This window comes from Clostridioides sp. ZZV14-6154, from assembly GCF_020657785.1.
Taxonomy (GTDB): Bacteria; Bacillota; Clostridia; order Peptostreptococcales; family Peptostreptococcaceae; genus Clostridioides.
Map to the genome: position 1 here is coordinate 445,769 of NZ_JAGWCY010000002.1, position 15,409 is coordinate 461,177.

Sequence of the window (15,409 nt, forward strand, 5' to 3'; positions counted from 1 at the left end):
GCTTGTATTGAATTTTATTTTATATAAGATATTGACGATGTAGATGAGGTGAACAACTTGGAAAAATATAGAGCATTAAAGTTAGTAGCATTAATAATAGTATCTATTTCGTTTCCATTAGCTATACTATTTGCATCAATAGGATTTGCTGAGCCTAAACACAATATACAAAAAACTTCTACAAGTAGTGGAATTGTTCGAATATCTGATGATTTTTATGACAGCAATATATTTGACGAAAGTACAATACAAGAGATATTATACAATTTGAAACTATCTGTAAGTAGTGAAAATAACAAAGAAGAAAAACTGAAATTAAATGATATTTATTTTAACGCAGGAGGAAAGGGCAAAAATATTGCTTTAGACAACGATTATGGTTACTTTAATAATTATGATGAACTTGTAAATAATAAGCTATCATCTATAGAATATTTAAACTCTTTGAAAAATATAAAAATGTATATTAGAAATACATATACAGGAGAGTTTTATACTAACACAATATATGATGATTTAGATGAATTTAAGCAAAAAGTAAAGGGTTATTGTGATGTAGAAATAGTAGTAGGAGTAGAAAACGATTCTTATACTAAAAAACTAAATGGGAAAAAATTAAAATTAAATAATATCGATTTAAAACTGAATAGTATAGATGAGGCATTTAAAGCTTATGTATCCTTTCCTAAAGAACTAAGTATAGATGATGGAGTTGTATACAATAACTTTGAAACATTTAAGCAAGCTACAGAAAAAGTGAAATTATTTTTTGTAGCTAGTTTAGTTTTAGCTATTATATGTTTATTGTCTATGATATTATGTAAACGAATTAAATGTAAGGCATTAAAGAAAGACAATGTATTTTTATTAATATACAATAAAATACCTATGGAATTTAATGCAATAATAATAGTTATCTCAATAATACTTCTATTTATGTATGTTATTAATACATCCTATGATACTTATGTTATATTACTAATTTCTATAGCATCATTACTAATTTCAAATAATATATTTTTTATAACTGTTCAGTTAAGCTATTTGGAAAATAAAATGTGTATATTTAAATCAAGTGTTATAGTAAGAATGATTTTATGGTTAATAAAAACTGTAAGGGAGGTCATTAACGCTATAAAAAAAGTATCTTTAGCAAGAAAAGTTATTGGTATAGTAATAATATCTTTGGTTTTAATAATTATAATCAGTGCTCAAAGTGTGAGCCTAGGATTGTTATTTTCTATATGTATATTTTTAGGTTTTGCACTTTATATAACCAAAAGGCTTTCTTATTTGAGTTATGTTATAGAGGGTACCGAAAAAATAAAAGATGGTGAATTAGACTATAAGATAAAAATTAGTGGAAATGATAATTTTACATCTTTAGCAGAAAATATAAATAATATTGGAGAAGGTCTAGACAAAGCAATAGAAGAACAGGTAAAAAGTGAAAGAATGAAATCTGACCTTATAACTAATGTATCTCATGATTTAAAAACTCCACTTACCTCTATAATAAATTATGTAGATTTAATTAAAAAAGAAGATTCTATACAACCAGACTATATAAACGATTATATAAATGTACTAGAATCAAAGTCAAAGAGGTTAAAATTATTGATAGAAGATTTATTTGAAGCGAGTAGAGTAAGTAGTGGTAATATAGAGTTACAAGTTAGTAAAATTGATTTGGTACAACTATTAAGACAAAGTATAGGTGAGCTTGAAGAAAAATTGTCTAAAAATAATCTAAATATAAGACTGAATGTTCCAAATGAAAAAGTGTATATATGGGCAGATGGAAGAAGAATGTATAGAGTTTTTGAAAATCTACTGTCAAATATAGCTAAATATTCTTTAGAAAGTACTAGAGTTTATATCGATGTTTATGAAAATGGTGACAATGTAAAGGTGGTTATGAAAAACATATCTTCATATGAGTTAAATTTTGACCCAAGTGAGATTATGGAAAGATTTAAAAGAGCTGATGAGTCAAGAAATACTGAAGGTAGTGGATTAGGGCTTGCTATTGCAAGGGATTTAGTAAATTTACAAGGTGGAAAATTCTATATAGAAATAGATGGGGATTTGTTTAAAGCAAATTTAGAATTTCAAAAATATGAAGAAGAAATAAAGATAGATTAAAATAAAATTTCAAGATATAATATAATTTTTACAGAAAAATTAAGATATTGAAAGGTTTCCTATAAAACAATTATGTAGATACTTTTAAAGAAAAGAATACTTTTAATTAATTTTATGAGAATGTAGATAGATTTGTGTAAATATATTTTTTCTTATTCAATATTACTGGAAATTTTGATATGCTCCCTTTATAGTAGACAGTTGAAATAATAACAACTGATGCTATGAAGAGAGTATATTTTTATGTTACGAAAATCTAAAATAGATTTTGAAACAAAAATTAAACTAGTTGAAATGTATTGTACAATTAGCTATAGGAGATAGGAAAGTTGAAAAAATTTCAGATAAGTCTTTAAATCAACTATTTTCCATTGTATTTTAAAATAATTGTGCGTTTTCAGTTTTCTAATCATAAGAATACTCTTTTAATATTTCTGTATAAGCAAAACACTCTGTAATATGGTCGTTGACCATGCCTGTAGCCTGCATGAATGCATAAACTGTGGTTGAGCCGAGAAATTTAAAACCCATCTTTTTCAAATCTTTGCTTATCTTATCAGAAAGTGGAGTTGTTGCAGGTAAATCTTCAACTTTTTCCCAATGTCCCACAATAGAAGTATTATTTACATATCTCCAAATCATCTTATCAAAGCTGCCATGTTTATCCTTAATTTCAAGAAATACCTTAGCGTTGTTTATAGCTGAATTAATTTTCAAACGATTTCTTATAATGCCCTCGTTTGCCATGAGTTCGTCAATCTTTTTATCATCATAAAGGGCTATCTTATTTGGATTAAATCCATCAAATGCTTCCCTGTAGGACTCCCTTTTTTTAAGTATGGTTATCCACGAAAGCCCTGCCTGCATGCTTTCTAAAATTAGCATTTCAAATAGCTTATCATCATCATGTACAGGGCGTCCCCATTCGTTGTCATGATAATCTGTATATATTTGGGTATTTCCTGACCAAGCACATCGGATTTTTTCATTCATGTTATATTATCCTTTCTGTTTTATAAATAATCTACATTAATTCTGCCTTACAAAGATATTATACATTTATTCAACATCTCACACAATCAAATCTTTTTAATTTTAACTAAGGCTGGCAATAAGAAGCATTCCCAGAAATGGTACGTTTCCTACCTACTCTTGTTGTTCCAAAATGATAATAACTGCAAGATTATAAAATAATTTATATCTTTCTTTTAAAACAAATTCTCAATCGCCTTTATTCAAAGTTATTTGACATACATACAGTACGTATGTTATGTTGATGTTACCAAATATAAAGGAGGTTATTTTTATGAAAAATAGTTTTTACCCTGTACTAATGTGCAATGATATAAGAAAAGAAGCAGATTTTTTTATAGAATTATTTGACTTCAGGGAAGTATTTAATAGTGATTGGTATATTAGCCTAAAAGACAATGATGACTTTGAGTTGGCATTGATTGATAGTACACATGATACAATACCTAAACTGTATAGAAAACAGTGTGAAGGCCTTATTCTTAATATTGAAGTTAACGATGTGAATACTGTATATTCAGAAGTAATTAGTAGAAAAAAATCATCGCTTTTGTTAGATATAAAAAATGAAGAATTTGGTCAAAGACATTTTATTATTGAAACTCCAAGTAAAATTTTGGTTGATATTATTCAAATAATTCCGCCATCAAATGATTATCTCGAAAATTATAAGAAATCAGGTAAAGAAAATGACTAAAAATAAAAAAGAATTAGCATCTATAAACACTACAAAAAATTTGATTGCTATTGCACGTAATCATTTTTCTACGTATGGCTATGAAAAGACCTCATTAGAAGCTATCGCAGAAGAAGCTAATATGACTAGAGGTGCAGTATATCACCATTTCAAAAATAAAAAAAACCTATTTAAAGCAGTTTTAAGTCTTGTTCAGTATGAAGTTGGACTAAATGTAGAAAAAGAAGCTATGGCATCTGAAGATATATGGGAACAGTTAATTTTAGGTTGTGTTGGATTTGTACAATCAGCTACTTTAGACTCTAACAAAAGAATATTATTAATCGAAGCACCTAATATTATAGAGTGGACAGAGTGGAAAAAAATGGATAATGACAATTCTGTTTTACTTTTGGAAGAACAACTCTTAATTGCACAAAAAAACGGAAAATTAATAGAGTTTGATATTCATGTGATTTCACATATGATTTCTGGTGCATTAAATGATTTATCTATTTTTCTTGCAGAAGCCAATACTTTAGATAAAAATCAAGTTTATAAAGCGATTTCTCATTTACTGAAAGGGTTTAGAAAAGATGGCTAAGAAAGTGAAAGACTACTATGACATTGAATATGTAAACTTCTTAGCTGAAAAAATAAAATCAGTATATCCAGAATTTATTATTAATAAGTTCTTTTCACTGATAAAACCAACTATTGAATTATTAGAATTCAATGAAAGGCAAGAGTTATTGGCAAATGCTTTAAAAGAGTCTATCAATTTAAATTATTCGGAGACTATTAATGTTTTTGAGAAAATACTAGGTCCAGAGTTAGAAGGTAGTTTAGGCATGTTTACAGAAGGTTATTGGTTATGGCCTATTGGAAAGTATGTAGAGAAGTTTGGTGGAGAAAATTTTGAAGTAAGCACAACTTTCAGTAAGGAGTTAACAAAAAGATTTACTAGTGAATATTGTATGCGTACCATAATAAATAATTTTCCAGAACAGTCTATGGCTTTGCTTTTGGAATGGAGTAAAGATAGTAATAAAAGAGTTCGTCGATTAGCTAGTGAATGTCTCAGAATACGATTGCCATGGGCAAAAAAAATGTATGTTGCCTTAGACTATTTTGATACTTATTTTGAATTATTGTCTAATCTAAAAGATGATACAGATAAAACAATTCAAAAGAGTGTAGCAAATAATCTAAATGATTTATACAAAGAAGATAAAGACAAATTTGAATTAATTATTTCTAGTTGGCAAACAGAAAATACAACAAAAGAATGTAAATGGATTATTAGGCATGCTTCAAGAACAAAAAATAAAAAGCAAGAAAGTTATTCTAATATTAAAGTCTAAGGGTATTAGGAGGAAGTGTTTTGTGGCTGATGGTAGCAACTTTTTTCTTTTTTATATTGTTGGTCTTTAGAAGTCTTTTTGTTGGAATTTTTAAGGATATTCATCATTTCAGAAGAGGGAAATTCTCAAAATGAGCAATCAATAAAAGAAACAAATGAAAAAGGGTAATATGTAAGTAAGAAAATGGCAGGATGATATCTTTCTAATGAAAAAAGTGTAATTAAAAAGTAGTTATAAAAAAACTCTATAAGAAAATTGTATTTTTCAACATGTTTTCTTATAGAGGCAAACATATATTGTATGTAATAACTGATAATCAATCTAATATCTTAAAAATATATTGGATTCATAAATGGTATTACAAGTTCTGTGACCTCTCCATCTGCATCAAGACCACAATATCCGCTGTAAATACCATCGCCCATACCGCTTGTGAACATAATTAATTTGTAGAATGTTTGTGGTAATTGCCAAAGTAAGAAATTGCCACCTTCATTCTGTACATTGGGGTGCATTTCATAGCTTTTTTGAAAAAGTGTTGCAAAATAATCATTATATTTGTTTTTGTCTGGGTTTTCACTTTGCCATTTTGTGATAAAATTACTATACTCTTTTGCAACTTTTGCGTCTGAAAAACAGGCTAATCCTGTATCTACACCAAAGAAAGTCCATGCTCCTGCTTTTCCAAAATCTTCGGTTTTCTTTCCATTTGGCATGGCAATTTCATATTTGATAGGTTTTTTGTCATTGATAATTAATCTTGCTGCTACAATTCTAAGTCCTGCAATTTTAGAATGGCAGATAGAAATTTCTACTGAATAACTTCCAACAGGTATTTTTCTTTCTAAATAAGTCATATATTCACTACCTAAATACGCAAGAGGGTCTGCAAGGACAATTTCTCCACTTGGGAAATCTGCTTTTCCTATTATGAATGGTTCCAGTTTCTCACTTTTTTGAAACAATCCTTGAAAGAATTCTATTGAATAGTTTTCCTGATTTAAAAATTTTAGGTTCTTTTCAAATGCTATTTGTGCAGGATGTTTAACTTGTTCTCTAATTTCTTTTCCTGTATTTGTATCAATAAAATATTTTCCGCTTTTATCAGAGTGAAACTCTAAATCAGTTCCTATTGGCATATAAAAAATATTCAAAGCAGTTGGTTCAATATTAATAAGTGTATTGAAATCTACAACTTCCATGTTCTCAGGATTATTTACATACTCCTGTGTATCCTTATCACCAAAAGCAATCCATCCATTTCCAAATTCACTATGTTCTCTAAAAAGCCACTTTAGTTTTGATGTTCCATTGAGAATCGATTTGCTGACAATACAGCCACCTGCACCAGTAATATACTGTTTTATTTCTGATTTTTCGACTTTTGTTTCTTTTTTATTTTCGCTAAATAATTTCATGTAAATTCTCCTCATCTTTTTAAAATTTTTTTGATAATCAACACAATAGATTCTGGAAGTATTTTACTAGTCTTTCAACTTGTATGGTAATAATTGTATTTGATTGTATAAAATCAGTACAGTACTATTTATTTAAGTAGACATAATTTGGGGATTTTTTATTCGGTCTAGCTTGTTTTTTGAAAAAATAATATGTGTCACTGCCATATTTTTTTAAAAATACTTTTTAGTATCGTATATCTTTTAGATTAGAGTGAAACTGTGCAAAATTATAAAATAAGGTAAAATCGTGTGCAATTATTTGGTATGGCACTATGTATGTAAAATATAGATAATAAAATTAAGGAGGCAGTATGAAGGAAAGGGCTAAAAAAATATTAGATTTTATTATTAAAAATAACAATGTAACATCACAAGAACTACAAGAAAAGTTCAATGTATCAAAGAGAACTGTTTACTATGATATCTTAGCTATAAACGAAGAATTAGGGAAAAGAGGTAATATAAAAAATATAAAACACAAATTTATATTTGAAGGTAACTTAGGTAATGTAAGAAAAATAATTTCGGCTGAAGAAGATAAATTTTTAGATAGTGAATATAGAAAAACTTTTATATTGAACAAAATATTACATGATGAAAAAATATCAATAGAAAAACTAACAAATGAAATGTTACTTTCAAAAAACACAGTAGTACAAACAATAACCGATATAAAAAAGTATCTTCAAACAATGGGACTAAAATTAGAATACAAGGGAAAGTACAAAGTAATAGGTGATGAATATGTTATTAGAGAACTTTTCTTGCTACTTACACAAGAAAATGTATTAGAAATTAATTCTATAAGTAATGAAGTAACTAACTTTGATACAAAGGGATGCATAAATCTTACAGATTACTCTTTATTAAATTTAACTAAGTTTACAGAGTTTCTAAATAAAAGAATAAGAGTTGGGAAAACCTTGTACTCTTATAAATATCTAAATGAAGCTAAAAAAATTAGTTACTTTAATAATTGTAAAGACCTTTTATGTGAAGAAGCTAATGAAAATGAACAAGCCTATGTGTGTGCTTATGTAAGTTCACTTCCTAGTTTAAATAGTGAAGTTAAGGAAGATGTTGTCGAAGCATATGTAGATAAACTTATAGACAAGTTTGAAGTAAATACAGCAATAAAATTAGAAAGTAAGCATGAGTTTAAAAAAAATATTTTAAGGCACCTGCATTCTTCTTACAATAGAATAAGATTTAAGTTTCCTATTAGCAACCCTATGCTAGACGAAACTAAGTATAAACATAAGTCACTTTATAAGATTATAAAGTCAATTATAGAAAATGAAGAAGAGTTTCCTGTATTTGAAGGTATAAGAGAAGAAGAAATAGGATTTATAGCAGCATATTTTGGAGGATACTTAAGAGGTTCTAGAGATAATGGTCTAAGAAAAAATAAAGTCTTACTAGTTTGTCCTAATGGTCTTATGGTATCAAAGAGTTTGGAAATACAGCTATACAAATACATACCAACTATAGAAATAGTAGGTATAGTATCTATTAAGCAACTAAAAGAAGTAAATATATACTATGATTACATAATTACAACCATAGACATACAAAATGTAAGTAATGTAATAGTTGTAAATCCTCTTTTAACAACATCAGACATTCAACTACTTATGAACAAACTCATAAGTGTAAAAGAAAATGAGAAGTATTTCAATCTTGAACTGATAATACAGGCTATAAGAAAAAATGGAGTTATTAATAACGAAGAATCACTAAAAGCTGACTTATTAAACATAATACATAAGATAGATGAAGGAGAGATGTATCAACCAATGTTAAAGGAATTAATTAATGAAGAGAGGGTCAACATAATAAGAAGTGTTAAAGACTGGAAAGAAGCAATAAAAATAGCCTCAAAACCATTGTTAGAAGACAACTCTATTGAAGAGTTGTATATAGAAAATATGATAAAGTCAGTTGAAAAGTATGGACCGTATATTGTTTTAGCTGATAGATTTGCTCTACCACATGCAAGCTCTAAAGAAGGGGTAAACAAACTTGCCATGTCCTTACTTATAGTAAAAGATGAGGTTGATTTATTAGGAAAGCCAGTGAACATATTTATGGTACTAGCTGCTATAGACAATACTACTCACATCAGAGCATTAGCATCGCTGTCGGAGATGATGTATGAAGAAGAAAATATAAAAGTAATAATTAATGGAGACAAAAGCTCAATACTAGAACTTATAAATAAACAAAATTAGGAGGAATTTAAAATGAAAATATTGGCAGTCTGTGGATTTGGTGTAGGTTCATCAATGGTATTAAAAATGACGATACAAAAGGTTCTAAAGCAGTTAAGTATAGAAGGGGAAGTAGAAAATACAGATATAAACTCAGCTAGAGGGGCTGATTGTGACTGTATATTTACAAGCCAAGAATTATTAAATGAATTAAAAGGAACTTGTAATGTACCAGTATATCCAGTTAAGAAGTATATGGATTTAACAGAAGTTACAGAAGTTGTTCAAACTTTCTTAAATGATAAGAAATAGTATAAATTTTAAAAAGTAAATTTAAGTTAACCGACATAAACTAAAAACTTACTAAAATTAAAAATAGTAAGAAAGAGAGGGGGAATTTAGTGATATAAAACTTAAATAGTTAACCTATCACTAAAAAAATAATGCTTGATTTTATTTCAAATAATATTTTACGTAATCCGTCCATGCTAATTGGATTAATAGCAGCGTTTGGCCTTATACTACAGAAAAAGAAAGCATCAGATGTTATAAAGGGGTCATTGCTTGCAGCTTTTGGCATAATAATTATGGAAACTGGAACAGGGATGTTAGTTAGTTCAATAGCACCGATTAATGGAGCTTTCCAAAGTATAAGTGGTGGTGCAGTAACAAAAGGTTTGAGTGATGTTACTTTTACTGCAAGTTATGGAGGAATTATAGGTTTATCAATGTTTATAGGTCTAGGCCTTCACTTAATGATAGCCAGATTTACACCTATTAAGACAATCTTCTTAACAGGTCACATGCTCTACTGGTTCCCATTTATATTTGTAGCATCAGGAGTTGAAACTGGATTAGATGGTGGAGTATTAATAGCTTTTGCAGCAGTATTATCAGCACTTTACTGGTCAATAATGCCATGGTTATTAAGAAAATATGTATTTGACGTTATTGGAGATGACTCATTTACACTAGGACATCCATCAGGTTGTTTAGCACTTATATCAGGATTTGTTGCTAAGTTAGTAGGAAATAAAGAAAAATCTACAGAAGATATAAACATACCTCAAAGTCTGTCATTCTTTAGAGAAATATCTATAAGTGGTGGAATGGCAGTATTTTTAATGTTTATAGTGGTTGGAATAGTAATACCAGATGCATTTAAAGATACTAATGAGTTTATTGGAACATATGCAATAAAGCAAGGTCTTTCTTTTGGAGCAGGTCTTATAATAATGCTTCATGGGGTAAGAATGTTAATAAATCAAATAATGCCTGCATTCCAAGGTATATCAGAAAAAGTTGTACCAAACGCACTACCAGCTTTTGACTGTCCAATACTATTTAACTATAAGCCAAATGCTGTATTAATAGGATTCTTAGTTGCCATGTTAACATCTACAGCTATGATTTTAATATGTAACTACTTTAAAGTATTTAACATGTTACTTATACCGCTTGTTATAACTTCTTTCTTTGAGTGTGGAACAGCATCAGTAATAGGCGAATCACAAGGTGGTATACGTGGAGCTATAATAGGTACAGCTGTAGCTGCAATATTTATGGTAGCTTTAGTAGGAATATCTGCTGTAATTTACTCAGGAACTATTCAAAACTGGATACTAATATTTGGTGGTAACGACCTTTCGCTATTTGGTATAATCAGTAAGTTTATAGGTTCATTATTTGGAGGAGTATTATAAACATGGAATTTAAATACATAAATGAGATAAAAAGATTAATTAATATAATAGAAACTGAAGAAAAATCCAATATGGAAAAAGCAGTACAAATACTTGTTGAGGCAATAAAAAATAAAAGTGCTATATTTTCGTTTGGGGCTTCACATGCAGGAATACTAACAGAAGAATTATTTTATAGAGCAGGTGGCTGTGTTCTTATAAATCCAGTGTTTGCAAAGTCTCTAATGTTAGACACAGCTCCTATAACTCACACTAGCAAGATGGAAAGACTAGAAGGATATGGTGTGGCTCTAGCTGATAAGACTCCAATTAAAGAAGGAGATATAGTTATAATTCACTCAGTATCTGGTAGAAATCCAGTAAGTATAGAATTTGCTATGGAAGCTAAAGAAAAGATGGCAACATTAATATGTATAACTAATTTAAGCTACTCAAAGAGTGTATCTTCAAGACATTCTTCAGGAAAAAATCTTTATGAGGTGTGTGATTTAGTAATAGATAATCATGGTCAAAAAGGAGATGCCTGTGTAGAAATAGATGGTCTAAATCAAAGAGTTAGTCCAACTTCTACTGTAATTGCAACTACTGTGATGAATTCTATTATAGCTCAAGTTACTCAAGAGTTAGTTAATATAGGGTTAAAGAATCCACCAATTTTTTATAGTGCAAATATAGATGGTGGAGATGAGTTAAATAAGAAGATTTTTGATGAATATAAAGATGTAATTCACTATGAGTATTAAGGTGAAGAAAGTATTTTAATAAGGTCAAAAATGTCTTAATAATTATATAAATAAGTAGCATCGATTAAAAGCTGTAGGTAAAATCTACAGCTTTTATTATTTGGTAATACATCGAATGAAGATAAGTAAGAACCTCTTTTTTATTAATTAAAAGCATTCCTTATTTATTTTATAGTATAAAATATTAAATTATTTAATTTCTATAATAAATATATTTAATTGTTTTTAAGTATATTAGTATCTAATTTACATTTATGAATTAATCTTTTTATTTGCTAGTTCTAGCTCTAAGTTTTTTATAAAATTATTAAACTCATCTGGTTGTCTTTTTCCAAATAAGATTCTTACAATAACTGAATTAATTTTTCCAAATATATTTCTATCACTTTCACTTTCAGTGAAAATAAGTTTTGTATTTTCTAAATCAATGTGTATAAGTTCATATCGAGTAACAAAACTTTCTCTGTTATTGCTTGTTTTTATCTCATATATTCTATTCTTCTCAAAATTAGTTATTTCAACCTTAAATCTTTTATTATTTTTTTGTTGTACAAATGTACCTACTGCCCTTTTCTCATTAAAATTAGGGAAATTTAGTCTTGCAGATTTTATAAATATATTAAATATATCTTTTGCAGAGTATTTCAATAAAGCTTCAGATTTAAATGTTTTCATATTATTTTCCTCTCTGTGTGTAATTTTAATACTTGTAAATTATTTTTATAAATAAAATAGTATAATATGTCATATAAAGTCATATCTAAGTTAGAGATATGATTAAATTACTGTGTATATGAGCGTTTAATAAAATACTACTATATCGAATTAAAATTTAAAAACAGAAAGTGTTAAAAGCATAAAGGATTATAAATTTTTTTGTTGAGTAGATATATAATATTATATCTAATTAAATAAACTTTTCAATCCTAATTTTATAACTAATTTATATGATAATCTATATTATGAATTATAATATTATCAATCAAAAACAGTTAATACATTTAGTAAATTACTAAATGTACAAAAAGTAAATGTTTATCAAAATGTATGAATGTTTATGAAAACGTAGTCATGTACAAGTGTTGCAAAGAAAAAAAGTATTAAAATAAGTATGGCACGATAGTTGCTTATATATTTATCAAGAAAGGAGTTATCAAGCATGGAGTTGAGAGATAAACTTGTAAACATCATAAATACAGAAAATAAAAAAGACCCACTAACAGATGTTCAAATAGCAAAGTTTTTAAATACAACTAGAGAAAATATAACTAATCTAAGGAAAGAACTCAATATAAGTAATTCGAGACAAAGAAGATATCCCTATTTAAAGTCAGCGATTTCAGCAATATTGCAAAACAGTAAGGATATTTCTATTTCAGAAATTACCAGAGAGTTGATGACAGAAGGATTCAATATATCAAGAAGAGTTGTAGAGGAAATATTACCTAAGGAAAGTATAGAAATGGAAATAGTAGAGGTAATTGAAGAAAAATCAAGCGACCCGTTTGAAACTTTGATTGGAAATAAGGGAAGTCTTAGAAATGCTGTAGAACAAGCAAAGTCTGCTATATTGTATCCTCCAAAAGGTCTTCCCACTTTAATTGTAGGAGAAAGTGGAGTTGGTAAGAGTTTATTTTCTAAACATATGTATGAGTTTGCAAAGAAAAAGAAGGTAATAAAAGAAAATTCTAATTTTGTTGTATTTAACTGTGCTGATTACAGTGATAATCCACAATTATTGTTATCTTTATTATTTGGATATAAAAAAGGCGCATTTACAGGGGCTGAATATGATACACCAGGTCTTGTAGAAGAAGCTGATGGAGGAGTTTTATTTTTAGATGAAATTCATAGATTACCTCCAAAAGGTCAAGAAATACTATTTTCTATTTTAGATAGAGGCAAATTTAGAAGATTAGGTGAAACTAATGCTGAAAGAAAAGTAAGCATGATACTGATTGGAGCAACTACTGAAAACGTAGAGACTAATTTATTATTGACATTTAGAAGAAGAATACCAATGCTAATAACATTACCATCATTACATGATAGACTGTTAAAAGAAAAAATAGACCTTATATACAATATCTTTCAACAAGAGTGTAACAGAATAAATGCAAAAATATTTGTAGATAAAAATGTGATTGAAATACTTGCATTAAAAAAGTTTAGTGGAAATATAGGACAATTACAAAATATGATTCAAGTTCTTTGTGCAAGAGCTTTTATGAAGTTTATAAATTCTAAAGATGAAGATTGTGAATCAATAGTAGTAGTAGATATAAATGAAGTTTTAAAACTTAAGGATTCTTTCAAAGATGCTGCTTTTCAAGAGGTTGAATACACAGAAATAAGAAAGTATTTAAAAAATGCTATATTTATACCATTTAATTTAGAGGAATCTTCAATAAAAGAAAATGCTGTGAGTGATGAGTACATATTACCAGAGGATATATATAAAACAATTGAAAAGAAATATTATGATTTAAAGTCTTTAGATATTGAAGATATTGACATAGAAAATATTTTATGGACTTTTGTTTTAAATAGATTTGCTGACATAAAGTTTAATCTAGAAAATGATGAAGAAATCTTCTCAATGAGTGATTTAAATAGCTTTGTAAGTGATAGTCTAGTAAAACTGGTAAAAGAGCTAATGAATAATATAATTGAAAAAAATACTAATTTAGAAGTAAATAAAAATGCATTTAAATATCTAGCAATACATTTAGAAGAAGCAATAAAAAGGATTAAACTAAATCAAAAGATAATAAATGTAAACTTAGAAAAAATAAAAATAGATTTTTCAAAAGAATATGAAATAGCAAAAAATTTTGCAATTAAAATTGAAGATATAAATGAAATTAAGATTCCAGAAGATGAAATTGGATTTATAACACTTTATATAAAATCAGCCCTAAAGAATGAGGTAAAAAAAGATAAAGTTGGATTAATAATAATCTCTCATGGTCGTATAGCTACAGAAACTGTAAATGTTGTTAAAGAGCTTTTGGGAGTAAAATTTCCTGTGGCTATAGATATGCCTTTAGATGAAAAACCAATGAATATATATAACAAGGCAGTGGAGTTGTCAAAAATAATAGACCAAGGAAAAGGAATATTATTTCTAGTTGATATTGGGTCACTTACAAATATAGGACAAATAGTAAATAAGAGAACTAACATAAATACTAAAACTATTGATAGAGTAGATCTTTTAATGGCATTAGAAGCAACTAGAAAAGTTTCTATGGGAGATGAAGAACTCGATGAAATGTTTTTTTCTCTTGTAAAAGATAGGATGGGATATAACTATGAACTGGAAAAACACATAGATAAATCCAATGCAATTGTGACTTTATGTCTTACTGGAGAGGGAACCGCTAAGTACATAAGTAAAACATTAGAAGAAAAGTACAACAATACTAAATGTTATCAAATGAGTGCTTTGGATGAGAATATTTCCTATAAAATTGAAAAATTAAGAGAAAAAAACAATATATTAGCCATTGTTGGAACAATAAATCCCAAAATACCGGGTATAAATTTTATTCCATACAATAAAGATGTTTTTAAAAACCTAGATATATATCTTTCAAAAAAACAAGATGATAGTCAAATTAAAGGATATGGAAGAATGCTTGATGATGATTTAGTAATATTTGAGCCTGATATATATTTTAAAAAGGATTTACTAGAATATGTATGTTCAATTCTTATCAATAAGGGATATGTGGAAAAAGATTATTTGGATTCAGTTCTTCATAGAGAAGAAATGCTTCCAACATATTCTAAAGGGGCTACAGGTGTACCTCATGGAGATTCTTCTACGGTAAATAGTACAAGATTTGTTTTTATTAAATTAAAAAACCCTATTGACTGGGGTGTTGGTAATGTGAATTTTGTATTTATGCCAGTTTTTAAGACTAATGATAAAGATATTGTTAAGAATGTTCTTGAAATTTTAAAAGATGAAAAGTTTATGAATAGTGCTAAACAGTGTTTTGATAAAGAAGGTTTTAAGAAGATTATATTTGATAAATTTAAAAATATATAGATATAGCAACAATTTGAGA

General features: G+C 27.7%; 12 protein-coding genes. 9 read left to right on the forward strand and 3 right to left on the reverse strand.

What is annotated here, in order from left to right:
• Positions 1-57: 57 nt before the first annotated feature.
• Entirely contained in the window at positions 58-2,145 is a 2,088-nt protein-coding gene (locus KGF45_RS08515; RefSeq protein ID WP_255612793.1) for a sensor histidine kinase, read from the forward strand.
• Positions 2,146-2,550: 405 nt separating this feature from the next.
• Here KGF45_RS08515 and KGF45_RS08520 read toward each other — a convergent pair whose 3' ends face one another.
• Positions 2,551-3,138 (reverse strand): DNA-3-methyladenine glycosylase I, encoded by a 588-nt coding sequence (locus tag KGF45_RS08520; RefSeq protein ID WP_227828909.1) that lies wholly within the window; start codon positions 3,136-3,138, stop codon positions 2,551-2,553.
• A 313-nt stretch (positions 3,139-3,451) separates the two neighbouring features.
• On the opposite strand from KGF45_RS08520, the gene KGF45_RS08525 reads away from it, so the two are divergent.
• From KGF45_RS08525 to KGF45_RS08535, 3 genes are read left to right on the forward strand one after another with little or no spacing between them, the layout of a single operon-like run.
• Complete coding sequence (locus KGF45_RS08525; protein ID WP_227828908.1) at positions 3,452-3,874, forward strand: hypothetical protein; 423 nt, start codon at positions 3,452-3,454, stop codon at positions 3,872-3,874.
• Entirely contained in the window at positions 3,828-4,457 is a 630-nt protein-coding gene (locus KGF45_RS08530; RefSeq protein WP_227828907.1) for a TetR/AcrR family transcriptional regulator, read from the forward strand. Before KGF45_RS08525 ends, KGF45_RS08530 begins: the two co-directional genes overlap by 47 nt.
• Positions 4,450-5,217: a DNA alkylation repair protein gene (locus tag KGF45_RS08535; RefSeq protein ID WP_227842216.1), complete on the forward strand. Its 768-nt coding sequence runs from the start codon at positions 4,450-4,452 to the stop codon at positions 5,215-5,217. The genes KGF45_RS08530 and KGF45_RS08535 overlap by 8 nt, the downstream gene beginning before the upstream one ends.
• 329 nt (positions 5,218-5,546) lie before the next feature.
• Here the strand turns inward: KGF45_RS08535 and KGF45_RS08540 are convergent, their stop codons facing one another.
• Positions 5,547-6,635, reverse strand: coding sequence for a DUF2185 domain-containing protein (locus KGF45_RS08540; protein ID WP_227842217.1), 1,089 nt, complete (start codon positions 6,633-6,635; stop codon positions 5,547-5,549).
• 353 nt (positions 6,636-6,988) lie between these two features.
• On the opposite strand from KGF45_RS08540, the gene KGF45_RS08545 reads away from it, so the two are divergent.
• The 4 genes from KGF45_RS08545 to KGF45_RS08560 all read left to right on the forward strand — a co-directional run bounded on the left by KGF45_RS08545 (position 6,989) and on the right by KGF45_RS08560 (position 11,333).
• On the forward strand, positions 6,989-8,908 hold the full coding sequence (locus tag KGF45_RS08545; RefSeq protein WP_227842218.1) for a BglG family transcription antiterminator: 1,920 nt from the start codon (positions 6,989-6,991) through the stop codon (positions 8,906-8,908).
• A 12-nt stretch (positions 8,909-8,920) separates the two neighbouring features.
• On the forward strand, positions 8,921-9,199 hold the full coding sequence (locus KGF45_RS08550; RefSeq protein ID WP_227828903.1) for a PTS sugar transporter subunit IIB: 279 nt from the start codon (positions 8,921-8,923) through the stop codon (positions 9,197-9,199).
• Between the two features lie 131 nt (positions 9,200-9,330).
• Entirely contained in the window at positions 9,331-10,590 is a 1,260-nt protein-coding gene (locus KGF45_RS08555) for a PTS ascorbate transporter subunit IIC (protein ID WP_227828902.1), read from the forward strand.
• Between the two features lie 2 nt (positions 10,591-10,592).
• Positions 10,593-11,333, forward strand: a complete 741-nt coding sequence (locus KGF45_RS08560; RefSeq protein ID WP_227828901.1) for an SIS domain-containing protein — start codon at positions 10,593-10,595, stop codon at positions 11,331-11,333.
• A 252-nt stretch (positions 11,334-11,585) separates the two neighbouring features.
• On the opposite strand, the gene KGF45_RS08565 is transcribed toward KGF45_RS08560, so the two are convergent.
• A complete protein-coding gene (locus KGF45_RS08565; RefSeq protein ID WP_227828900.1) occupies positions 11,586-12,008 on the reverse strand; it encodes a DUF3284 domain-containing protein in 423 nt (140 codons plus the stop codon).
• 484 nt (positions 12,009-12,492) lie between these two features.
• Here KGF45_RS08565 and KGF45_RS08570 point away from each other — a divergent pair, with 484 nt between their 5' ends.
• Positions 12,493-15,390: a sigma 54-interacting transcriptional regulator gene (locus tag KGF45_RS08570; protein WP_227842219.1), complete on the forward strand. Its 2,898-nt coding sequence runs from the start codon at positions 12,493-12,495 to the stop codon at positions 15,388-15,390.
• Positions 15,391-15,409: the final 19 nt, after the last annotated feature.